Annotated in this window: 25 protein-coding genes and 1 riboswitch; of the genes, 14 read left to right on the top strand and 11 right to left on the bottom strand. The window is 36.4% G+C overall.

The window, feature by feature from the left end; genetic code table 11:
* Positions 1-182: 182 nt before the first annotated feature.
* Positions 183-2,753: a vitamin B12-dependent ribonucleotide reductase gene (locus M3210_RS00605; protein WP_251510145.1), complete on the bottom strand. Its 2,571-nt coding sequence runs from the start codon at positions 2,751-2,753 to the stop codon at positions 183-185.
* 304 nt (positions 2,754-3,057) lie between these two features.
* Here M3210_RS00605 and M3210_RS00600 point away from each other — a divergent pair, with 304 nt between their 5' ends.
* A complete protein-coding gene (locus tag M3210_RS00600) occupies positions 3,058-3,429 on the top strand; it encodes a rhodanese-like domain-containing protein (protein ID WP_251510144.1) in 372 nt (123 codons plus the stop codon).
* 136 nt (positions 3,430-3,565) lie between these two features.
* Here the strand turns inward: M3210_RS00600 and gcvPB are convergent, their stop codons facing one another.
* Genes gcvPB through gcvT form a run of 3 tightly spaced genes read right to left on the bottom strand, consistent with a single transcriptional unit; the run spans position 3,566 to position 7,506 of the window.
* On the bottom strand, positions 3,566-5,035 hold the full coding sequence (gene gcvPB / locus M3210_RS00595) for an aminomethyl-transferring glycine dehydrogenase subunit GcvPB (RefSeq protein ID WP_251510143.1): 1,470 nt from the start codon (positions 5,033-5,035) through the stop codon (positions 3,566-3,568).
* Positions 5,028-6,377 carry an aminomethyl-transferring glycine dehydrogenase subunit GcvPA gene (gene gcvPA, locus M3210_RS00590; protein ID WP_251510142.1) on the bottom strand — a complete coding sequence of 450 codons (1,350 nt, stop codon included), beginning with the start codon at positions 6,375-6,377 and terminating at the stop codon, positions 5,028-5,030. Before gcvPA ends, gcvPB begins: the two co-directional genes overlap by 8 nt.
* Positions 6,378-6,390: 13 nt before the next feature.
* Positions 6,391-7,506, bottom strand: a complete 1,116-nt coding sequence (gene gcvT / locus M3210_RS00585; RefSeq protein WP_251510141.1) for a glycine cleavage system aminomethyltransferase GcvT — start codon at positions 7,504-7,506, stop codon at positions 6,391-6,393.
* A 224-nt stretch (positions 7,507-7,730) separates the two neighbouring features.
* Positions 7,731-7,823, bottom strand: a riboswitch (glycine riboswitch).
* 138 nt (positions 7,824-7,961) lie between these two features.
* Here gcvT and M3210_RS00580 point away from each other — a divergent pair.
* Entirely contained in the window at positions 7,962-9,623 is a 1,662-nt protein-coding gene (locus tag M3210_RS00580; RefSeq protein WP_251510140.1) for a DEAD/DEAH box helicase, read from the top strand.
* Positions 9,610-10,395 carry a YqhG family protein gene (locus tag M3210_RS00575; protein ID WP_251510139.1) on the top strand — a complete coding sequence of 262 codons (786 nt, stop codon included), beginning with the start codon at positions 9,610-9,612 and terminating at the stop codon, positions 10,393-10,395. Before M3210_RS00580 ends, M3210_RS00575 begins: the two co-directional genes overlap by 14 nt.
* 1 nt (position 10,396) lies before the next feature.
* Here the strand turns inward: M3210_RS00575 and M3210_RS00570 are convergent, their stop codons facing one another.
* Complete coding sequence (locus M3210_RS00570; protein WP_251510138.1) at positions 10,397-10,573, bottom strand: YqzE family protein; 177 nt, start codon at positions 10,571-10,573, stop codon at positions 10,397-10,399.
* Between the two features lie 126 nt (positions 10,574-10,699).
* On the opposite strand from M3210_RS00570, the gene comGA reads away from it, so the two are divergent.
* The 9 genes from comGA (at position 10,700) to M3210_RS00525 (ending at position 15,665) form a co-directional block, all read left to right on the top strand.
* Complete coding sequence (gene comGA, locus M3210_RS00565) at positions 10,700-11,740, top strand: competence type IV pilus ATPase ComGA (RefSeq protein ID WP_251510137.1); 1,041 nt, start codon at positions 10,700-10,702, stop codon at positions 11,738-11,740.
* Complete coding sequence (locus M3210_RS00560) at positions 11,661-12,716, top strand: type II secretion system F family protein (RefSeq protein ID WP_251510136.1); 1,056 nt, start codon at positions 11,661-11,663, stop codon at positions 12,714-12,716. The genes comGA and M3210_RS00560 overlap by 80 nt, the downstream gene beginning before the upstream one ends.
* 16 nt (positions 12,717-12,732) lie before the next feature.
* The gene (comGC, locus tag M3210_RS00555) at positions 12,733-13,044 is read left to right on the top strand and encodes a competence type IV pilus major pilin ComGC (RefSeq protein ID WP_251510134.1); all 312 of its coding nucleotides are present in this window, start codon (positions 12,733-12,735) and stop codon (positions 13,042-13,044) included.
* Position 13,045: 1 nt separating this feature from the next.
* Positions 13,046-13,483, top strand: a complete 438-nt coding sequence (gene comGD, locus M3210_RS00550; RefSeq protein ID WP_285853476.1) for a competence type IV pilus minor pilin ComGD — start codon at positions 13,046-13,048, stop codon at positions 13,481-13,483.
* Positions 13,452-13,793, top strand: coding sequence for a hypothetical protein (locus tag M3210_RS00545; RefSeq protein WP_251510132.1), 342 nt, complete (start codon positions 13,452-13,454; stop codon positions 13,791-13,793). The genes comGD and M3210_RS00545 overlap by 32 nt, the downstream gene beginning before the upstream one ends.
* Positions 13,741-14,199, top strand: a complete 459-nt coding sequence (locus M3210_RS00540) for a ComGF family competence protein (protein ID WP_251510131.1) — start codon at positions 13,741-13,743, stop codon at positions 14,197-14,199. The genes M3210_RS00545 and M3210_RS00540 overlap by 53 nt, the downstream gene beginning before the upstream one ends.
* Positions 14,165-14,548, top strand: a complete 384-nt coding sequence (locus tag M3210_RS00535; protein WP_251510130.1) for a hypothetical protein — start codon at positions 14,165-14,167, stop codon at positions 14,546-14,548. Before M3210_RS00540 ends, M3210_RS00535 begins: the two co-directional genes overlap by 35 nt.
* 100 nt (positions 14,549-14,648) lie before the next feature.
* Positions 14,649-15,347 (top strand): helix-turn-helix transcriptional regulator, encoded by a 699-nt coding sequence (locus tag M3210_RS00530; RefSeq protein ID WP_251510128.1) that lies wholly within the window; start codon positions 14,649-14,651, stop codon positions 15,345-15,347.
* A gap of 75 nt (positions 15,348-15,422) precedes the next feature.
* Positions 15,423-15,665: a DUF2626 domain-containing protein gene (locus tag M3210_RS00525; RefSeq protein ID WP_251510125.1), complete on the top strand. Its 243-nt coding sequence runs from the start codon at positions 15,423-15,425 to the stop codon at positions 15,663-15,665.
* 597 nt (positions 15,666-16,262) lie between these two features.
* Here the strand turns inward: M3210_RS00525 and M3210_RS00520 are convergent.
* A complete protein-coding gene (locus M3210_RS00520) occupies positions 16,263-16,886 on the bottom strand; it encodes an MBL fold metallo-hydrolase (protein ID WP_251510123.1) in 624 nt (207 codons plus the stop codon).
* Between the two features lie 181 nt (positions 16,887-17,067).
* On the opposite strand from M3210_RS00520, the gene M3210_RS00515 reads away from it, so the two are divergent.
* A complete protein-coding gene (locus tag M3210_RS00515) occupies positions 17,068-17,244 on the top strand; it encodes a DUF2759 family protein (protein ID WP_251510121.1) in 177 nt (58 codons plus the stop codon).
* 89 nt (positions 17,245-17,333) lie between these two features.
* Here M3210_RS00515 and M3210_RS00510 read toward each other — a convergent pair whose 3' ends face one another.
* From M3210_RS00510 to rpmG, 5 genes are all read right to left on the bottom strand, one after another.
* Positions 17,334-19,262 (bottom strand): LTA synthase family protein, encoded by a 1,929-nt coding sequence (locus M3210_RS00510; protein WP_251510118.1) that lies wholly within the window; start codon positions 19,260-19,262, stop codon positions 17,334-17,336.
* Between the two features lie 207 nt (positions 19,263-19,469).
* Positions 19,470-20,435: an ROK family glucokinase gene (locus M3210_RS00505; protein ID WP_251510116.1), complete on the bottom strand. Its 966-nt coding sequence runs from the start codon at positions 20,433-20,435 to the stop codon at positions 19,470-19,472.
* Between the two features lie 2 nt (positions 20,436-20,437).
* Complete coding sequence (locus tag M3210_RS00500) at positions 20,438-20,644, bottom strand: YqgQ family protein (RefSeq protein ID WP_251510107.1); 207 nt, start codon at positions 20,642-20,644, stop codon at positions 20,438-20,440.
* Between the two features lie 221 nt (positions 20,645-20,865).
* Complete coding sequence (locus M3210_RS00495) at positions 20,866-22,416, bottom strand: Wzy polymerase domain-containing protein (RefSeq protein WP_251510106.1); 1,551 nt, start codon at positions 22,414-22,416, stop codon at positions 20,866-20,868.
* 110 nt (positions 22,417-22,526) lie between these two features.
* Positions 22,527-22,676, bottom strand: a complete 150-nt coding sequence (gene rpmG, locus M3210_RS00490; protein WP_021291115.1) for a 50S ribosomal protein L33 — start codon at positions 22,674-22,676, stop codon at positions 22,527-22,529.
* A gap of 172 nt (positions 22,677-22,848) precedes the next feature.
* Here rpmG and M3210_RS00485 point away from each other — a divergent pair, with 172 nt between their 5' ends.
* The gene (locus M3210_RS00485) at positions 22,849-23,076 is read left to right on the top strand and encodes a hypothetical protein (RefSeq protein ID WP_251510102.1); all 228 of its coding nucleotides are present in this window, start codon (positions 22,849-22,851) and stop codon (positions 23,074-23,076) included.
* The last annotated feature ends 14 nt before the right edge of the window (positions 23,077-23,090 follow it).

Raw genomic sequence — 23,090 nt, 5'->3', positions numbered from 1 at the left:
CATTTCATTGTGCATCTTTTTTTATATAGCGCAACATTTTTTCTATTACTTAAAGAATATCGTAAAAATTATGTTGGAACAAGTAATTATCCTTGGAAATGAAAAAAAGACCTGTTAGAAGGAGCAACTTTACATGATTAACGTAAGATTGCTTCCTAACTAACAAGTCTTTTAATTAGCTATTATAAACCACATTTTAATTGGGCACCACAGCTTGTGCATGTATTACATCCACCAATTTCTTCAACATTACCTTTACGGCAAACTGGGCAAGTATCCCCGATTTCCGATCCGATTTTAACATTAGTGGAGTCTAATTCTTGAATGGTGTCCATTAATACTACTTTCGGTTTTTCGATTTCACTTTCCTCATCAAATAACTCTGTCTGCTCTCCAACTGTGTTTTCTTCAGCTTTCAGAGTCAGAACTTGGGAATCTCTACTACCATCTACATAAACCGTTCCACCTTTTGCTCCACCTTTGTATAAACGTTCATACACCTGTTCCACTTGCTCTACAGTGTATCCTTTTGGAGCATTAACAGTCTTCGAGATTGAACTATCTACCCAACGCTGAATTACACATTGTGTATCTGCATGCTCTTCCGCTGTTAGATCCATGGAAGAAACAAACCAATCTGGTAAGTTATTAGGATCAACATCAGGGTTATTTTGTAGATACTCTTCAACAATTCCTGCATTTACTTCGATGAATTTTCCTAAACGCCCACTTCTAAAGTAAGAGAAGGAGAAGTATGGTTCAAGTCCTGTGGAAACCCCAACCATTGTACCTGTGCTTCCTGTTGGAGCTACCGTCAACAGGTGAGAGTTACGTATTCCGTATTTCAAGATATCTTGACGGATATCCTCAGGCATAGTCTTCATGTAACCTGTATTAATGAAAGCTTCTCTCAATCTCATTGTCTCTTCTTCCGTCTCTCCAACTAAGAAAGGAAAACTTCCTTTTTCTTTTGCGAGTTCAATGGATGCACGATAAGCAGTAGTTGCAATTGCCTCAAACACTTTGTCAACAAGTTCGTTACCTTCTTTTGAACCATATTTCGTTTCACAGTAGATTAATAGATCATGCAGCCCCATTACCCCTAAACCTACACGACGTTCGCCTAGTGCTTGTTTACGGTTTTCTTCCAAGAAGTAAGGAGTCGCATCGATTACGTTGTCCTGCATCCTCACACCTGTTCGTACGGTTTGTTTAAGCTTTTCAAAGTTAACCGTCTTATTTTCTTTATCTGCCATTTCAGCAAGGTTTACTGCTGCAAGGTTACAAACACTATATGGTGCCAATGGTTGTTCACCACATGGGTTTGTTGCAACAACTTGCTGGCCATATGCTGATGCATTTGTCATATCATTGGCATTGTCTATAAAGAAAATTCCTGGTTCTGCGGAATATGTTGCACAAACATTAATTAAATTCCAAAGTTCTTTTGCACGAATTTTACGGTAAACACGAACGCCATATCCCATTTCTTCCCACTTACGCACATCACCGACTTCATGCCATTTTTCATTATATGCCTTCATTTCTTCTGGTGAATAATTTTCCACATCCGGGAAGCGCAGTTCATACATTTCGTCATTCTCTACAGCTTCCATGAACTCTTTAGTAATACAAACAGAAATGTTTGCACCCGTTAAGAATTCAGGATTATGAACGCTGTACGTTCCGCCTTCCTTCAATTTCAATTCTGCTTCACGCATAGCATCTTCGGTGAAGCCACCTAAACCTGGGAAATGTTTGTAGTTCACAACACTTGTGTACAGATCTATTTCTGTTTCAGTTAATGGTTTAAAATTCAACTTTTCTTTAGCTAATCGTTTAATTTGCTCGTCCTCTGTATTCTCAATCAAATATCGTAGAATACGTGGATTTTGCATTTTAGAGATGATAAATTCAATAATATCTGGATGCGAATCTACGAGCATTATCATTTGAGCTCCACGTCGTGAACCTCCTTGTTCAACAAGGTGTGTAAGCTTTGCGATATCGTCTAACCAGGAAACGGAACCAGATGATTTTCCGTTTACTCCGCGAGCTAGTGTATTTCTAGGACGGAGAGTCGAACCGTTTGTTCCTACGCCACCGCCGCGTGACATGATTTCCATCACTTGTTTGCGGTGATCAGAAATACCCTCTCTTGAATCCTTTACATAAGGCATCACATAACAGTTAAAATAAGTTACCTCTGTATTTGCCCCAGCACCGTAGAGAACCCGTCCAGCTGGTACAAAGTTTAAGCTTGCCAATTCATTATAAAACTCATCGAAGGATTTCATTTGTTTTTCTTCAGATTTTTCAACAACTGATAAACCTGTTGCATTTCGTTTTGCGATTTGCTCATAAAAGATTTCCAATGGTTTATCAATAACATCTAGGGAACGGGTGATGATACCAGTTTTTACTTCATCTTCATTGTCCAACGCTGATAAAAACTCATCTAAGACTTTGACTTTCACTTCATTTGCTTCCCAATCAATCGCTTGTACAAATCCTAATCCTCTTGCTGGGAATTTCGGATCAGATTTTACAGTCAAAACGACAAAATCCCCGACTTTTAGTGTCACTTTCTCTGTATCCTTGTAAGCATACCTATCAAGCATTACCAATCTGGAAACGCCTGAATGGGTAAGCTTCATATCTTCGGTTATCGGATGGACAGCATCAAACAACTCAATGTCCTTATTCAATGAAGCAATATCAATTCCATTTACTTTTTCTAAAACTGTCGACATTAAATCGCTCCCTTACTCATCTTTTTCTATTATTTATGTTATAATTACTAAGTACCACATCTTCAATGTTTTAAAACAACATGTTGTAGTATTAATGTATAAGTCATACTATATATTGTGTTAACACCTTTGTCAATCGTTTAATCCCGTAGTTTTTTTATGTAAAACACCAATAAGCAACATAACTCGACATTTTAAGAATAAAAACTATGGAGTTAAATAATGACAGCACAAAAACTTTCCATGTAATTAAAAGTATTTTATAATAAAACAGATTAGATATGTGAAAGACGGGGGAAATTAAATGGAAGTATTAATTATTGTTTTAGTAGTACTATTAGCTATATCAATTTTCCGTTATTATAGACAGAAAATGTATCTAAGTGTACTGACACAAGATCAATGGATCGAAGGATATCGTAAAGCGCAATTGATTGATGTCCGGGAGCCACAAGAATTTGATGCAGGACACATCCTAGGCGCCAGAAATATACCTGTTACTCAATTAAAGCAACGATTAATCGAAATTCGTAAAGATAAACCAGTATATTTATATTGCCAAAAAAGCAGCCGTTCTGCACGTGCAGCGCAAATCCTCCATAAAAATGGCTACAAAGAGCTTTATCAATTAAAAGGCGGATTTAAAAACTGGACAGGTAAAATCAAGGCAAAATAAGAACAAAATAAAGAGCTATACCGGCGAAAATAATTTCCGGTATAGCTCTTTTATCCGATTACCATTTCGATAAATTCATAATATCAACAAATATACACCTGCCCTATTCATAGGCAGGTGTATTTCATTAGAATGATTAATTATTCTCTTCACTTACGTAGCGCAAAATTGGCTTACGCGATGCTGTGGCCTCATCCAAACGTTTTACAGCTGTAGTCTGTGGAGCTTCCTGCACAATCTCCGGGTTAGTCTTCGCTTCCTCAGCAATTTGGAGCATTGCATCGATGAAACCATCCAATGTTTCTTTCGACTCCGTTTCAGTAGGCTCAACCATAATTGCCTCTTCCACAATTAATGGGAAGTAAACTGTAGGTGGATGAATTCCTAAATCCAACAGACGCTTAGCAATGTTTAATGTCTTCACTCCGTTTTTCTTCTGTTTATTACCAGATAAGACAAATTCATGCTTACAATGTTGCGTAAACGGAAGCTCGTATTCTCCTTCAAGGCTACGCATAATGTAGTTTGCGTTTAGTACCGCGTATTCACTTACCTTCTTCAGGCCTTCAGGACCCATCGTGCGGATATACATATATGCTCGCACATTTATTCCAAAGTTTCCGTAATAGCCTTTCACCATACCAATAGATTGCGGCAAATCATAATCCAGATCATATTCACCATTATTTTCACGGACTACTGGTTTTGGAAGGAATGGCGCGAGCTCCTCAGATACACCAATAGGTCCTGATCCTGGACCCCCTCCACCGTGTGGGCCAGTAAATGTCTTATGCAAGTTCAAGTGGACCGCATCAAACCCCATATCTCCAGGACGAGTATAACCCATAATTGCGTTTAAGTTTGCACCATCATAGTACATTTTTCCACCAGCATTATGAACAATCTCTGACATTTCCAAGATTTCAGTTTCGAACAGACCTAAAGTATTAGGGTTTGTTAACATAAGTGCTGCAGTATTTTCATTAACGACCTTTTTCAAATCTTCAACGTCCACTAGCCCTTTTTCATTGGACTTCACTTCAACTACTTTGAAACCTGCAACTGCAGCAGAAGCAGGATTTGTACCATGGGCAGAGTCCGGCACAATAACCTCATTACGATGGTGATCACCGTTTGCTTCGTGGAAAGCTTTAATCATCATTAAAGCAGTCCACTCTCCTTGTGATCCGGCAGCAGGCTGTAGAGTGATTTCATGCATACCTGTAATCTCTTCAAGATGGACTTGCAAATCATACATCAATTCAAGTGCACCTTGTACTGTTTTCGGATCCTGATAAGGATGGATATGACTAAATCCAGGGAGTCTTGCAATATCCTCGTTGATTACCGGATTATATTTCATCGTACAAGACCCTAGCGGATAGAATCCGGAAAGGATACCGAAGTTACGATTGGATAATCCGATATAATGGCGCATTAATTCCAGCTCACTGACTTCTGGTAATGCAGCATCCGTCTTACGTACATATTCATCTCCAAGTTCCGCTTCCAAATCAACTTCTGGAACATCAAGCGGCGGTAGATTAAATGACGTTCTACCTTCTTTATTACGTTCAAATATTAATGGAAAGTTCTCTTTAGCCATTGATATCCCTCATTTCTTTTACGAAAGCATCGATTTCTTCTTTAGAACGAATTTCTGTTGTCGCAATCAGCATGTGGTTTTCCAATTCTGGGTATACTTTGCCAAGATCAAATCCGCCAATAAATCCTTTTTCAAATAACTCATCATTTACAACAGATACCGGCTTGGAAAGTTTAACTACAAATTCATTGAAAAATGGTCCATCAAATTTAGCTGATAAATTTGCTTCTGCTAACTTTTGCTTTGTATATCTTGCCTTTTGCATATTTAATTTAGCCATTTCTTTAACACCATTCTTACCTAGAGCACTCATCGCAACTGAGCTAGCTAAAGCGTTCAACGCCTGGTTTGATGTGATGTTCGATGTTGCTTTCTCACGTCTAATATGCTGTTCTCTTGTTTGTAAAGTTAAAACGAACCCGCGTTTTCCATCTTGGTCTACCGTTTGACCAACTAAGCGACCAGGTACTTTTCGCATCAGCTTTTGAGTCGTTGCAAAATAACCACAATGTGGCCCACCAAATTGTGCTGGAATACCAAACACTTGTGTATCACCTACAACAATATCTGCGCCAAATTCACCAGGAGGAGTCAAATACCCAAGTGATAATGGGTTACTGGAAACGACAAACATCGTTTTCTTTTGTTGTTTAATCAGTTCATTAATCTTTGCCAATGGCTCGATTTGACCGAAAAAGTTAGGATATTGAACAAGAACTGCAGCAGTATTTTCATCCAGTTCCTTTTCCAATTGTTCTAAGTCAGTCACACCATCTTTATAATCGATCTCAACGATTTCTAATTTCTGTCCATTCGCAGCGGTTTCAACAAGCTGACGATATTCCGGATGCAAGGCAGCTGAAACAAGGACTTTTTTGCGTTTTGTCTGGCCAACACTCAAATTGACTGCTTCGACTACAGCCGTTCCTCCATCATATAAGGAAGAGTTGACGACAGGCATTGCCGTTAATTCCGATATCATCGTCTGGAATTCAAACATAGCCTGTAATTCGCCTTGTGTGATTTCCGGTTGATATGGTGTGTAAGCTGTATAGAATTCTTGTCTTGAAATGACGTGGTCAACAACGGATGGAATGAAATGATCATATACACCCGCCCCTAAAAATGATCGATACTCTGTTAAGTTCGCATTTTTACTTGCCATTTCTGTAAGTTCTTTTTTCAACTCATATTCACTTGTTGGTTTTTTAAGATTTAATTCCCTGTCCAGTCTTACTTCTTGTGGGATATCGGAAAATAACTCTTCAGTGGATGATACACCGATTTTATCCAACATTTCCTTTTTGTCGGTTTCAGTCATTGGTAAATAACGAAATTCCATTACTATGTCCTCCCTATTTATCTCGTTTATAAAATGGTGTTGCTACCACTTTTGCTTTTAACTGGCGCATTCTTACTTGCACTAAAACTTCTGTTCCGATTTCGGTATAGTCGATATCAAGGAGAGCACGACCGATATTTTTCTTTAAAGTCGGTGATTGCGTACCTGTCGTAACATGTCCAATTACCTTTTCATCAGATACTACGTCATAGCCTGTACGTGGAATTCCTTTATCAATCATCTCAATACCTACTAATTTTCTCGTTACACCATTCTCAATCTGTTGTTTAAGTACATCTTTCCCAATAAAGTCGGCTTCCTTATCCACTTTTACTGCAAATTTAAGACCTGCTTCAACTGGTGTAATTGTTTCGGAAAGCTCCTGACCATATAATGGCAAATTGGCTTCAAATCGCAAGGTGTCCCGTGCACCAAGCCCCGCTGGAACAATTCCGTCTTCCTTACCACTTTCTAAAATGAGGTTCCAAAGTTCAGCGACACTTGCTGGTGCTATATAAATTTCAAATCCATCTTCACCGGTGTATCCAGAACGTGAAACTAAAGCTTTATCAGCAATTCCTTCAAAAGCCACATCCGATTCAAATCGGAACGGCTTAATATCTGAGAGATCCGTTTCTGTGAGTTTTTGCAGAATTGATTCCGCTAAAGGACCTTGAATGGCGAGTTGTGCATAGTTATCAGAGTCATTAACGATTTCCAGTTCACTTTCCGTATAACTATTATGTTTTGTGAGCCACTCGTAGTCTTTATCAGTATTCGCCGCATTGACGACAAGAAGGTAATTATTTTCCTCCAACATATAAACGATCAGATCATCAACTACTCCACCATTTTCATTACATAAAAATGTATAATGTGCTTTTTTCGGGGATAGTTTACTAATTTCATTAGTAGTCATCTTTTGAAGGTATTCAACAGATTTTTCCCCTCTGACAACAATTTCGCCCATATGAGATACGTCAAATAGACTCGCTTTTGTTCTTGTCGCTTCATGCTCTTCTTTAATCCCAGAAAATTGAACCGGTAAATCCCAGCCTCCGAAATCAATCGTCTTAGCCCCATATTTCTCATACTCCGGATAAACTGGTGTCTTTTTTAAAGTAGTCACCTAATGTCCACTCCCCTCAAATAATTAATAAACTTATTATGCATTAATAATGAAACCTGAATAATTATAGTATATTCAGATTTTTTAACAAAAAAATAGAGATTTCCTTATTAAAGAAATCTCTGTCCTTGTACCAGAAAGTTGCATATTTACATAGAAAATCTTCTAAGTAAATACTTGCTTCTTGGGTGGTTTACAGGATATGTAAACGCTCTCCAGAGTTGTGTCCAATAAGAGTCTTTTTGCCTGAGAGATTCGTCTTCAACTTGCTCCTTCGGCGTTACATCAAATGATGTAATCTCTCCCCTTATCTTCATCCACGGCATATATTTTCAGTTAATGGTAAAACTACATCTATAATAAGAAAATTTCTATTCTTGCATTGAATAATACCATATTTTTTAGGAAAGGTATAGTGAAATCCAAATTTTAATTAGCTAAAAAGGGTGTATCATATGGATTTTATTAAATTACAAACAGATCAGACATTTATTAAAGAGTTAGAGAAGAGAGTGGAAAGTGATGGTCCGTTCACTTCTCATCAACTTTTTTCACTTGCACACCAGGCAGATCAGGCTAAAATAATCCCCTCCTTTACTGGATTAAGAAGTCTGGACTTTCTTCCACATATGTCTTTTCTTGATCATCAATTGGTGACGGCCAAGGAAACAATAGAAAAGATGAATGGTAGAGCGATTCTTGCAGATGAAGTAGGACTTGGAAAGACAATAGAAGCGGGATTGATACTTAAAGAATATATGTTGCGTGGACTCGTAAAAAATGCGCTGATATTAGTGCCAGCTTCACTCGTTAATCAATGGGTCAATGAATTAAATCAAAAATTTTATATCCCTGCGGTTTCCCATAGAAAAAATTATAATTGGGATGGAAATTATATACTCGTCTCCTCCCTTGATACTGCTAAACGTTCACCACATCGGGAAGCAATTCTAGCAAATGAATATGATTTTGTTTTGATTGATGAAGCACATAAGCTGAAAAACCATAAAACGAAAAACTATCAATTTGTAAGACAAATTAAGAAAAAATATTGTTTACTATTAACTGCAACACCGATACAAAATGATTTAATGGAGATATTTAATTTAATTGCGATACTTCGTCCAGGTCACCTTGGTGATATGACAACTTTCAAACAAAAATATACTGGAAATAAAGGTAAAGTGGAAGCAGATACTTATTTGAAACAATTGATAGAAAGGGTGATGATTCGAAACACGCGAGAAAATACAGATTTAAAACCCTCGAACCGCCATATCAATACAATTTGGGTTGACTTTTCAAAGGATGAAGCCAGTGTATACGATCGATTAAATAACTTGAAAAAAGTAAATGATATGTTTACAAAAATGACATTATTACGAGAGATGTGCTCTTCAAGAGAAGCGTGTTATTTATCATTAAACAAGTTGCTTGAATCTCGTGGGGAAGATGAAGATATCCAATCCATTATACAAGATATCGGTCAATTGCCTGCCCATTCAAAAGCAGATAAAGCCGTTGAATTGATCCAGTCCATTGGTGATGAGAAAGTTATCATTTTTACAGAATATAGAGCGACTCAGCTTTATTTACAATGGTATTTGCAACAACACGGTATCAGCTCCGTGCCTTTTCAGGGAGGGTTTAAACGAGGAAAAAAAGATTGGATGATTCAGTTATTCAGGGATCGTGCACAAGTATTAATAGCTACTGAAGCAGGTGCTGAGGGAATCAACTTACAGTTTTGTCATCACTTGATTAATTATGACCTGCCATGGAATCCAATGAAGATAGAACAAAGGATTGGCCGAATCCATCGATTTGGACAAGAAAACGATGTCAAAATTTATAATATAGCAATTAAAAATACAATCGAAGAACATATACTGACCATTCTATATGAAAAAATACAACTATTTGAGAATGTTATTGGTGAACTGGATGCAATTTTATCTGAATTAAATATAAATAACTTTGATAAAGAAATTGAATCGATTTATGCAGAATCTGATTCCTTAGGAGAAGCTAAGATCAAGTTGGAAAACTTAGCATCCATCGTTCATCAAATGGCTAATGAAAATAAGGCGGCAGGTGAATATTATGACAATCGCTAATTTAGAAAGTTTTATCGTCGAATTTTTTAATGCTTATGGGTGTAATGTCCAAAATCAAGAATCTGGCGTTATCCAAGTGGAGCTTACTGAGGAATTGGATAAAGCATTGATGAATCGCCCGTTCTACTGGCATTATATGAAGAGTCTCAATCAGCAAGGGGTCCCCATGTCGCTGACGTTGATTACAGACCCTGATAAAAGGGACATGAAGGGAGAATGGATTGATATCGGCAGTCCGCGCCTCCAACAAATATTTAACCATGTCACATCTCAAGAAAAATATGTGTTACTGTTTCAAGAGGTGGAAGCAGAGATAAATACACCCCTCTACCCTTGGCTGCTGGCCAACTTTAAAATCAGCTATAGCGGACGACAAAAAAAGGAAGAATTAATCTCCCTTGGTATTCACCTATTAAATGGAAAAATGATTGTTAACATGATGGATGAATTGGAGAAACTTACCCTCAAACAGCAAATTTCCGATTTATGTTATACAATCACCCCTATTATTACTTTATCAAGCGGATATAAACGCCTTGAGAAAATCATATTGAATTATATCGACAACCAACCAAAAGAATGGGCAAATGAAGCAATGGAGACATTAAATGAAGAAATCGCCCTTCTACAGCACTTTTACCAGGACGATTTGGACGATAAGATTCTAAAAAAAGAAGTTGAGGAATTGAATAACCGCTATACTCCAGAAATTAATATCGAAGTGATCAGCGGTGGTATAGTTTATTTATTGGACAACTTTCCTAAATCTTAACTTATTTTCCTCTGATGAATAATTTGAAGGAGAATGGAAGCACCCCAAACCAACGGTTCAGAATAGCAGAATCCGATTGTTTCCCCGCTTCCTTTCTCACTTTCCTTTCTTCTTTTGAACTGTTTAAATATCTCACTATTTCCTCTGTCATAAACTTCAAGTAGTTATTTGTAGACATGATAAAACCTCCCTGATTTTTTTAATAGCTTACACCTCAAAAAAAATTTTATACAAAAAATAAAAATAAAGCAGGAATTTTGCAAACGTTGTCGAATTACAAATAGCAAAAGGAGGTGACTCAGGCTTGAACCCGGCTTTACCTTTAGTTGAAGAGCTGCTCCATAACGCTATCACTACCAAAGCAACCGATCTTCACTTCTTCCCCGCTCGTAAGGAAACGAACGTATTTTTTCGCATTCATGGCAAACGCGTATACCACCGCTCCATCCAGACTAGTCAATATGAGCTATTGCTAACCTATTTTAAATTTACAGCTGGTATGGATATTGGAGAATCAAGAAAGCCACAAGACGGTAGTATTTTCCACCATTTTTCATCACTAGGCAGCTACTCCCTTAGACTTTCAACACTCCCCCTCGCTTCACTCGAAAGCTTGGCAATCAGAATCTTGCCAGAGGAGAATCTCCTGCCACTGGATAAACTTTTTCTTTTCCCAAATCAACTCAATACTTTAAAAAAATGGCTGACAAAAAAAGAAGGGATAATTTTAATTACCGGACCTACAGGAAGTGGAAAAACAACCACGCTTTACGCATTAATAAAAGCCTTAATGGAGAATAACACCTATCAAATGATAACGCTGGAGGATCCAGTTGAAAAACTGATTGATGGAGTGATACAAGTCCAAATTAATGAACAAGCAGGAATCACTTATCAGACAGGTTTGAAAGCAGCTTTACGACATGATCCGGACGTGTTGATGATTGGAGAACTTAGAGATGCAACTACAACCCGATTTGCATTTCAGGCTTCATTGACAGGCCATTTAGTATTAAGCACTCTACATGCAAAAAATACTACAGGAACGATTTACCGTTTACTTGAGATGGGAATCAATCAGCAAGATTTATTACAATCGTTACTTGCGGTTGCCAGTATTGAATTAGTCCCCATCAAAAGAAAAGATTCCTTTCAACGAGCAGCAATTTTGGAGTTATTAGATGGGGACGAATTGGCGAGAGCAATTCGACTAGAAGATGTAACGAATAAGTATCATTCTTTTGACCACTTAAGGAGGAAAGCATATGCGTATGGTTTCTTCTCTGAAGTTTATGACAAAGAAACGAGATATGTTGCCAGAAGAAATTCAAATGAGGTTTCTTAAACGATTGGAGCACTTTATTTCAAATGGTTATGCCTTACAAGATGCACTAGAAGCAATAGCATGGGACAAGGACCTTGCAGATATTTCCTCCCACTTTCTCTTTAGGTTAAAAGAGGGTGAACGATTGGAACTTATTTTTGAAGAAACAAAGTTCCATTCTTCTGTCAGTGCGTTTCTATCCTTTATCCACTCAAACTCCAATCTAAGAGAGGCAATAAAGAAATGCATCGAAGTCATGGAACAACGGTTTAATACAATGAAGAAACTCAAATTGATCATACGTTATCCTTTAATGCTTCTGTTTTTCTTTTCCTTAATTCTATTTTTCATTAACTATCATGTATTGCCTGCTTTTCAATCACTTTTCCTAACCTCATCGCAAGCACTAACGACAATAACCGTTGTAAAATGGATCATGGACTTTCTTCAATTTTCTTTAATATTTTGTTCGATTCTACTTCTTGCATTAACAATTCTTTGGAATTATTACAGTAAGAAGATGCCAATCGAAGAGCAGGTTAAAGTGACTCAACGAGTTCCACTCTACCGCCATTACTTGCGGATACAAACTTCCTTTCAATTTGCCACGCATTTCAGTTCACTGCTTAAAGCAGGTCTTTCCTTAAAAGAAATTCTCTATGAATTATCCAACCAACAGCGACTTCCGATTATTTCTTATTACGCTACACTCTTGATAAATAATTTGGAGCATGGTTTTCATATTAGTAATTTACTTAGAGAGTTTCCTTTGATTGAAGAACAGTTAGCCATCATCTTTCAAAAAAACGCTACAACTGATGTACTTGAGAGGGATTTAACTTTATATAGCGATATGCTTTTAGAAGAGATGGAACGGATGACCATTAAGATAATAACCGTTATTCAACCGATATTTTATATCATATTGGGCATTTTTATTATTTTCATTTACCTCAGTTTAATGTGGCCAATGTTTCAACTAATGAACACTTTTTAGAAAAGGAGAATGTAAAATGCTTAAAAATAATAAGGGATTTACGTTGATTGAAATGTTAATCGTTATGTTGATTATTTCTGTCTTGTTGATACTAATCATTCCCAATCTTACATCTCAGTCGAAAAATGTAAACGATAAGGGGTGTGATGCGTTAGTAGCTGTTGTTCAGGCTCAAGCGGATGCTTACTACTTAGACAAAGGTCAGACTGCCAGCAGTATTCAAACCTTAATTGAAAACAATTATCTTGAGGAAAATCAGAAGACTTGTGGGGATTCGCAAATAACGGTTTCTAACGGAAAAGCTACAATTAAATCACCTCAAAATTGAAATGAATAAAAATGGATTTACCTTTCTTGAGATGCTCATTGTTTTAAGCATAGTAGCTCTCTTGATGATTCTTACTGTTCCACTTCAATTTAACACTTTAAATAATCTAAAAGAGGAACAATTTATTGAACAATTGAAATTGGATGTTTTACTCGTCCAAAATCAGACGAGTCATCATGGAGTAAATCAAATGTCCATCAGATTTCACGATCATTATTACCGTGTATTACACGGTAGAAATCCTACCTACGCAGATCGAGATTATCCAGCTGGCTGGTCGACCATAGCAGGACAAACGATAAGATTTAAAGAAACTGGAACGTTTCTTGAACCTCGCAGGATACCCATGTATACACCAACGGATCGGATACATTTCGTATTTCCGCTCGGTAAAGGGAGGTTTTACGTTGAGAGGGAAAAACGGATACTCCATGATTGAGGTACTAGTTGCATCAACCATCTTCTTTCAAGTCATTTTAATTTTTATACCCATCCATTCACAACTGCAGATGGCAACAGACACATTATCAGATAAGAGATGGGCTTCTATTATATTACATGAAGAAATCCAACATTTTATATGGGAGGATGCTCCCCTCCTCCCTGCTACATTTGAAACAGAACTTAAGAATAGGGTTTTCAGCTTACATTTTTACGAGGAAGAAGGTTATGTGAAAGGATGTGTATACTGGATTAATGCAAAAAAAACGACAGAATCCTTCTGCCTATATGGCTTACCTTACAAATGAAAAAGGATTTAACCTTGTTACACTTCTTACGATGATAAGTCTAATTTTTATTACCCTGCCTTTTCTCGGATATGTCCTCCAAATCACAACAAAACCATCCGATAGTTACGAAGAGCTATCTGTTCATGAATTTTTCCGTTTTATCCGGGATGACATCATCTCATCACATTCTTATTTTATTAAGAAAGATGCCTTACACCTTATCCAAGAAGATGATGCAATCGTTATTATCAGCCAATACGATAATCTAATTCGTAGACAGGTTGAAAACAGAGGACATGAAATTTATTTGCGTGATATAGAGGGATTAGAATTTTATAGTCAACCTTATGGCATAAAAATAGTGATTACTGTCGAAGAAGGTGCTAGGTTTGAACGAACATTCACATTTTACAATGAAACCTAATGGATTTTTTCTCATTCACGTTTTATTTACCATATCAATTATATTTATCATAATCAGCACTAGTATTATCGCCTATCGTAATGAGCTTTTTATCACAGATAGACAGATAGAACAGAATCAAATAGAAACCTTATTCCAAATGGCTCGTGTAAAATATATAGAAGAGCAGAGAAAATCAGAAGAAATCTTACGAACTGCAAGATATACTTTTCCCTATGGTCAAGTCGAGATCACGTTGGGAAATGCTACTGAACATTATCGAAATTTAAACTTTCAAATAAGACTACAATCTCAACAAGAATTTTTCTCAATCAATCACTTGATTAGTGCGGAATTCTTCACCCCATAAATTATGTAAACTTTTCAACAAAGTCAATCTGTACCACCTTTCAAATTAATTTTCTAATATAATTAAAGTATATACAATGTGTATGATGTGGGGTGAAAAAATGGAAAACACATTAAAGGTGACAAATGTAATGAGTGACCCTACCAGATTCTATATTTATCAATATTTAGTTGAAAACCATCAGGATGTCAGCGTAGTTGATATTGGCAATACATTTGACATTCACCCGAATGTAGCAAGACTTCACCTATCTAAACTTGAGGAAGTAGGTCTTGTCACCTCCTACCTAAAGAAAACAGGAAAAGGTGGAAGACCTGGGAGACGCTATCAATTGTCGAATGAAGTGATTGAATTGAATTTTCCAGCCCGTGATTATAAGATTCTTTCATCCATTGCTCTAGAAGCGTTGATGGATCTAGGTGATCCAGGAAAAAAAGCCCTTTACGAAACAGGGAAAAAATATGGAAAAGAAGCAATGCGCAAGAGTTTGAACCATTTGGGCGAACAGTTAACAATCCAAGATAAAATCAAGCTATTGGAAAACGCAAGCAGAATTCTCGGAATGTATCCGGACTTCGAATACGAGAGCAACACGAATAGTATTTCTTTCTCAATCAATAACTGCCCTTTCAAGGAAATGGCCACTAACAACCATAAAATGGTATGTGAGATGCATCGTATTTTTATTAAAGGTATGTTTGAAGTTTTATTTACGTCGATTGACTTGATAGAAAAGCAAAATATGTTTGTCAATAAATGTAGTAATTGTGCATATACTGCAAAACTTTTAATTGTATAGGGTCAAACGTTTACAATATTTGTTTACTCGTTTATAATAACTATGAGATGTCAACTAGAAGGAGGGGGAAAGGGCATGGATCGTGTTTTTCGTATGCTTGCTTTTTGGACAGGTATCTTCGCAGTAATGTTCTATACTGGCGACATGATGGTACCAGCGGTTTTATCCCTGATCCAAACAGTATTTTTCCTTACAGTAAGCTATTTGAAATTATCTGAACGGACGTATATGTATTTATTCGGAGCTTATTTAACTGTATTTATCGTAGGTTATACGTGGTACTCCGAATTTATCCTTGTACCAGGTTTCGGAAGCTAAAAAACCCAAAAAAACCATGCATGGTTCGAATGCATGGTTTTTTATTATGAAAAATATCTCCTGCACGATATATTTAAACTGTTGATTAATGGATTCTCTTTTCCCGAAGTTCGCCGCCCCCGATACACCTTCGCTTTCCGTGGTCGGCTGGTGAGCCTCCTCAGGAGCAAGCACCTTGCGGGGTCTCACCGATGCTTCTGCTCCCACAGGAGTCTCCGGTGTATCGGGTGCAGCTCCAGCAAATATGTTGATTTGGTTCATTGAATAAGGGAATTAATTTTATTAAAACAATTAATACATTTGCATCTAAGTTTCATCCGTTGCTTTAGAAATTGAAGGAATCCAGTGAGACCAATAAATTATGACAAGGAGCAGTCCAAATATTTCGAGACTCGTGCAGGAGGACAGGCCAGAGGAGACCCCGCAGCGTAGCGAGGCAGACTAAAATCGACCACGTCCTGTGGCAACGTCTGCATTAGCACTTCCTTTGTGTCGAAGCTCACGGCCACCTGCGGAAAGCGAAAGGGATTTGACTCGGTCCTCATGTAGAAATTTTTTATTCTTAAATACAATAAATCAAAGGTTTCGAACTACTATTTACTCACGAAAGAATGGATTGTATTGTTTTTCGAAGCCTATCATCGTGCTTGGTCCATGACCAGGGAATACTTCATAATCATCATCCAATTGATATAATTTTTGACGTATGGAATGTTCTAACGTCGCTAAATCGCCTCCACGTAAATCTGTACGGCCAATCCCTTGCCTGAATAAAGCATCGCCACTAATCGCTTGTTTTGTATCAGTAAATACAAAACTTACACTTCCAGGTGAGTGACCTGGCGTATGAAGAACATGAATATTGAAAGGTCCTATTGAAAGCTCCCCTTCTTCTAGTACAATTTCTGCTTCAGAAGTAGTGATCCCTCCACTCACTAGTTTATACGAACCATTCAACATCGGATCAGTTAACCAGCTTTGCTCAGCTTCATTAATATAAACATTAGTTTGGTACTTATTTCTAACCTCTTCTACCCCACCGATATGATCATAATGTGCATGGGTCAATAATATAGCTAACGGACGTAATTTATTTGCTTCAATGTATTGAATAATCTGTTCCGCATCCCCACCTGGATCTATTATTAATGCATCTTCCCCTTTAGAAAGAACATAACAATTTGCACCTATGATTCCAACAGGCATCGTTTTAATATCCATTATATCCATCTCCTTCTACCAATCGAGAGTCTAACCAAAAACAATTCGGCTAGGTTATTTCTCGACAAAAATATTAATATGCTTTAAAATGAGTATAGAGTATTTACATAATAATATAAAGGAATTCCTTAGTGTTCCAATTTATTCTAAGGAGAATAGACATAAGGAGGGTGAACTTTTCATGAGCCATATTATATTAGGAATCATTTTCTTGTTAGTTGCATTACTTGCGGTAGTTTCCGTTATTCGTCAATTAAAATTTAAAAACTATTTGGCACTGCTCTTCTCAGCGATTACAGCATTATCTTTTGGCTTCTTTTCAATCGCAACAATCATTTCCGAGCTGTCTAATCTTTAAGATTAAAGCGTTAATAAATATAGCGTGTGAAAACAGCAGGAGATCAATAGATCTTCTGCTGTTTTTATATAAGAAAAAGGTAGAGAATGTTAGTCATTCTCTACCTTTTCTTCCTTGCCAAAGTCTACAAAACGGAATAAATCTCCATAGATGATATCATCGGAATAATTTAATTCCAAATCAACCTTTTCTTCAATCTCATCACAAGGAAATGTTGTTTCTGCATCATTTTCTTCTGCAGATTCTGTTTCCTCACTTTCAATCGGTTCACCTGTATTCACGTCGTAACACATGCCTGCAGTAGAGACATAATCGTTACTGATAAAGTCACCGTTTCTTAAAGCAATGTAGCCTTTTCTATCTTCGGAAAATAAGTCATTACCGAAATAGATGTCTGATTTATGCTCAATACCTAATAGACTAAGAATTGTTGGTTTCAAATCAATTTGTCCAGCAACTTCAGAAATCACTTCTCCCTCGCCATGCCCTGGGATATGGATAAATAATGGTACTTTTTGAAGTTGTACTTGATCAAATGGAGTTATTTCTTCTTTATCCAAATACATACTCATAGCACGGTTATGGTTTGCACTAATTCCAATATGGTCTCCCATTATAATAATAATTGAGTCTTCATAAAGACCAGCTTGTTTCAGATGATTGAAAAATTCTTCCATCGCTTCATCTGCATAACGTACTGCCGGGAAATAATTATTAAGTGTGTTGGAGTTGGAATTATAAGGTTCTATTGACTTATCCTCTTCATCTAATTCAAAAGGAAAATGATTTGTCAAAGTTATAAATTTAGTATAAAAAGGTTTTTCCATTGCTTGCAAATATTTTATGGACTGTTCAAAGAACGGTTTATCTTTCAATCCCCAGCCCACTGAATTTTCTTCATTTATTTCATATGCATCTTCACTATAGAAATGATCATATTCTAGGCTCTGATACATCCCATCACGGTTCCAGAAACTTTTATTATTTGCATGCAACACAGCAGAATAATATCCTTCTTCTCTTATAATCTCAGGTAGTGCATGATACTCATTTCCACCATGGGTGAAAAATACAGCACCACGAGATAAAGGATATAATGAATTTTCTACAAGAAACTCTGAATCGGATGTATTACCTTGACCAGTTTGCTCAAAGAAATTGTCAAAATAATACGTGTCTTCATCTTCAACCAACTTATTTAAAAAAGGTGTAATTTCTTGACCATTTACATCCCTACCAATTACAAAGTTTTGAATGGATTCTGCATTGATAAAAATGACGTTTTTCCCTTCGGCCGCTCCGAAAAGATCAGATTTTTCTTCGCTAATAACATTTTCATCTACATATTTTTTAATTTCAGGTATTTCATTTCCATCAGCGAATACGCGTTGCGATTCAGCCTTTGAATGAATAACTAAGTCATAGATGTGATAGTTGAATAACCCAATATTCTTGACTAGGTACTCCCGGTCAAATGCACGTGTGAATAATTGTGGTCTTTCCATTTCTGCAAGGAAAAAGTTTCCTGCTAATAGAAGTAATGACATTGCTAAAGCAAAAACTTTTCCGCGCTTCAAGTATTGTACCGAACCAATTTTTTCATCTTTTTTACTGAAGTACCAAATAATGACTACGTCAGCAAATAATAAAATGTCATATGGTTTTATCAATGTCAGAATACTAGAACCTAGATCAGCCATATTACTTCCCATGAACAACTGAGGAAGTGTAATAAAGTCCGTGAACTGTCGGTAAAATACTAGATTGGCAAAAACGAGAAAACTGAAAATAAATGCGGTGTACCGCAGATATTTCATTTGTCTCGATTGCTTTTTAAACCAAACTGATATTGCAAAGATCAGAAATGCAGATACAAACGGATTGATAAATAAAATTAATTCCTGCATTCCATTTTCAAGCTCGATATTAAACATAAAGCGGTAAACTATATATGTTTTTAAGCCAAATAGTAAGGTGGCTAACATATATAATGGTATTTTTAATTGTTTATTTCGCATATTAAATCCTCCCAAAAAAGTAAAAAGAACAGACTGAGGCTAGAAAAGCACAAATCTATTCCCTCTTTAAGCTGATTGTAAACTTTCATTTACAATCAGCTATATATATGACGTATTACAGACAGCATAAGTTTCATATTTTTTACATTTTATCAATATTTTATTCTGAGATTATATTTTACTAGATAAAGAGGAAAAAATCCAGAGTTAATTTCCTGCCATATTTTGGCTAACCAGAAAGGCTCCACCGATTATGCCTGCATCATTCCCTAATTCAGCAAGCTTTATTTCACAACTTTCCTTAACACGAGGCAAGGCATAATGCTGGAAATATGAGTTGATGCGATTTACAAAAGGCTCACCTGCTTGCGAAACGCCCCCACCAATCAAAATTTTCTCTGGGTTCAATATCACTCCAATATTAGCGAATGTATGACCTAAAACATCAGAAACCCGATCAACGATACTTGTTGCTGCTACATCCCCTTCTGCAGCCAATTCAAAAACATCACGGGCTGTGACTTTTTTATTAGTTTCATAATGTTTTGCAAGTGAAGACTCGGGATATTTACTAATCGCTTCCTTTGCTTGTCTAACAATACCTGTAGCTGAAGCGATAGTCTCTAAACAACCATGATTGCCACAATTGCAATATGCACCATTTTCTTCAATTAATATATGTCCGAGTTCACCAGCCATACCATTGGTACCATTAAGGATTTTCCCTGCAGAAATGACACCACCACCAACTCCAGTTCCAAGTGTCACAGCAATGACATGCTGTGCTTGATTTCCGGCACCTTTCCAGTTCTCGCCTAATACAGCAATATTGGCATCATTTTCAATAAAAACAGGTAATCCTGATAATCCCTCTAACTCTTCAGTAATCAATTTATTCTTCCATCCAATATTAATCGCCTCGTGGACGACACCTGTTTGACTATCCACATAACCTGGTATGCCGACACCGATGCCCAGTGCTTTGTCTGTCGAAATGTTCATTTCTGATAATTTACTTTTCATAGAGTTCCAGCTATCATCTAAAATAGCGGATCCATTATTATCTATATTTGTTGGTATACTCCATTTATGAATTAATTCTCCATCGCTTGTAAATAAACCAAACTTTATTGATGTACCGCCCATATCCATACCTATCATATATTTCTCCATGTTTAGTCCCTCTCCCTGGCCATTTCCTCATTCTTTTCTTTTTGTAAAATTAATTTTCCATTTATATATTCTTCTTTTGAAATAAAATTCATTTTAGCAAGTTCTTCAAGTTCACTTTCCATTAATACAAGGTCACCTATCCGATTTCTCGAATAAATGAATGTGCCAAATTTTTTTAGAAGCATACGAACATCATATACTGTTTTCATATTTTCACCACTTTATATTATACCAAATAAATATATGTACAGAAAAGTGTAATGGAACTACACAATAAAGGAAATAGGCAGGAAGGATTGTTTAAGAAGAGTTATGAGGGTTTATACAAAGCGGGAACTGCGAACTAATCAATTTACTTTAATATGGTATTCCTCATACGTAGAATCATTAATTTTATTATTTATATCCTAATTAGTTCGCAGTCACGTATTCATTCAATCGATGGCTTACCTTTTATTTTTTCTTGAATTTCAATAAAATCCTCGTTTTTTGGATCGAGACGGATAGCCTCTTCAATTGCTTTCGAAGCCTTTTCATCTTCCCCATTCATTTCATACAATAAGGCAAGGTTATAATATGCTTCGGGAAGAGGATTATGATACGTTACACTTTTCTCCAAATCAATCAATGCTTCATTATAGCGGCCTTGTTGGATATAGGCGTAGGAACGCTGGAACAATAGTGCACTTTCCATATCTCCTTCTAAACTTAGAGCGTCTGTCGCTTTGTTGATTACTTCATCAAACTCATTTTTCATCAAATGTTCTTGTATCTCCAAAAGTTGAAAAGACTGGCTGTTTTCATTTGCAGAAACACCATAATAACCAATAAAAATAAAAAGCAGTAATGTCACAATTGCTATTGCAAGTTGATTAAGTGCCCTTTTCTTACCAGGCATCCCAACAATTGCTGCAGCAAGGAAACCAGCTAACAAGCCTCCAACATGTGCTGCCATATCTACTTGCTCAAAAGAAAGTCCAATCACTAAATTAATAGCAAGAATAAGTAAGATACTCGTTCCAATTGTTTGAAAGAACAATCGCTTGTGAATTACACCAAAATATAGGAAGGCTCCGAATAAACCAAAGATAGCTCCTGAAGCTCCGGCACTTATACTGGTCGTAAAGGAAAAACTGGCGAGTGAACCACCTATACCTGCAATAAAGTAAATAAAAACAAACCGGGCATTACCGAAGATTTTCTCAATCGCGACACCTAAATAAAAAACGGCAAGCATATTTAGTGCAAGATGTATAAAACCAATATGGATAAACATTGCACTGACAAGGCGCCACCACTCTCCGTCTAATATAATTGCCGGGTTATACTTGGCTCCAAATTGAATCAACGTTTCAGTAGAAGTTGTACCACCGTTCATTTCCATGTAAATAAAGTACAGTACATTAATCACCATAAAAATGTAAGTAAAAACAGGTTTACCAAAACTGAAAATATTTTGCATTTCCTTCTTTTTACTATTTATCAAATGTATGAAGTTGACTTTTGTTTTTGCGATTATATTTTCTTTCGCTGCATCAGGTAAACTAAGATCATAACTGACTGGATTATTCAGCAAATCTCGCTGGAATCTTTCCGTTTCTTGCTCATAATCATCTTTATCAAAGTAATATACCTTCATACTTACTTTCGGTTTACCCTCAGCACTTAAAGGATTTTTTAATACTTCCCACGTATCCACAGGTTGATGGGTGGTGAAATACAAGTTATAGACTTCGATATTCTTACCAAACATTCTCTTTAAATTTTGTATTCGTTGAACTAGAAAAGAGACATCCTGTTTTAAATGATTTTTCCAATCAAACCCCTTATGTATTAATCGTACCACCGTTGATGAACGATTTTCGTATTTCTCCAACCATATTTCATCGTTTTTTTCATTCATATACAGTAGATTGAACTGATGATTCTTGATAAGTTCCTCTGCATAAGTATATAGAAGATATTGTTCATTTAAAGACATGTATTCACCTTCCTTCCCTTTATCATAGCAGATTATCATTGCTTAATATATTAATATATCGCCGCAAAATAAATAAAACCCTTATCCGAAGATAAGAGCTTTATTTTTGTTTATTTAGTTTCACGATGTAATGTGTGTTTTTTAAGGCGTGGTGAATATTTCATAAGCTCGATACGCTCAGGATTCGTACGCTTATTCTTTGTAGTGATATAGTTACGATCTCCTGTTTCTGTACAAGCTAACGTAATGTTAACGCGCATGGTCTTCCCTCCAAACTATTCAAACTATCTTCAACATATAAGCATTCATTAGACCTTATCAATAATAACAGAATTCGAATTAATATTCAAGAACTCCAAGAAAATTTTAATGGTTTTCACCAGAGCTAATCTATGATATAACTAAATATGTGGTTAAAGGGAGGGAAATAAAATGATGATTGCGATTGTAACCATACTTGTCATAGGTGTGATATTGTTCGTTCTTTCTTACTTTATGAATGATCGTATAGAGGAAATTGAAAGCCAATTGGAGCATTATTCAATCACATCAATGCAAGATACATATCAAATGAAGAAGAAAATTAAAATACTGGAAGAAGAATTGCTCCCGGGTAACATGAATCAAGCGGCCAGTTCGGTTGAAAATGAAAAACCATGATTAAGAAAGGGAGT

The organism is Oceanobacillus luteolus (assembly GCF_023715655.1).
Classification (GTDB): Bacteria; Bacillota; Bacilli; order Bacillales; family Amphibacillaceae; genus Oceanobacillus; species Oceanobacillus luteolus.
This window is presented reverse-complemented; position numbering and strand designations above follow the sequence as displayed.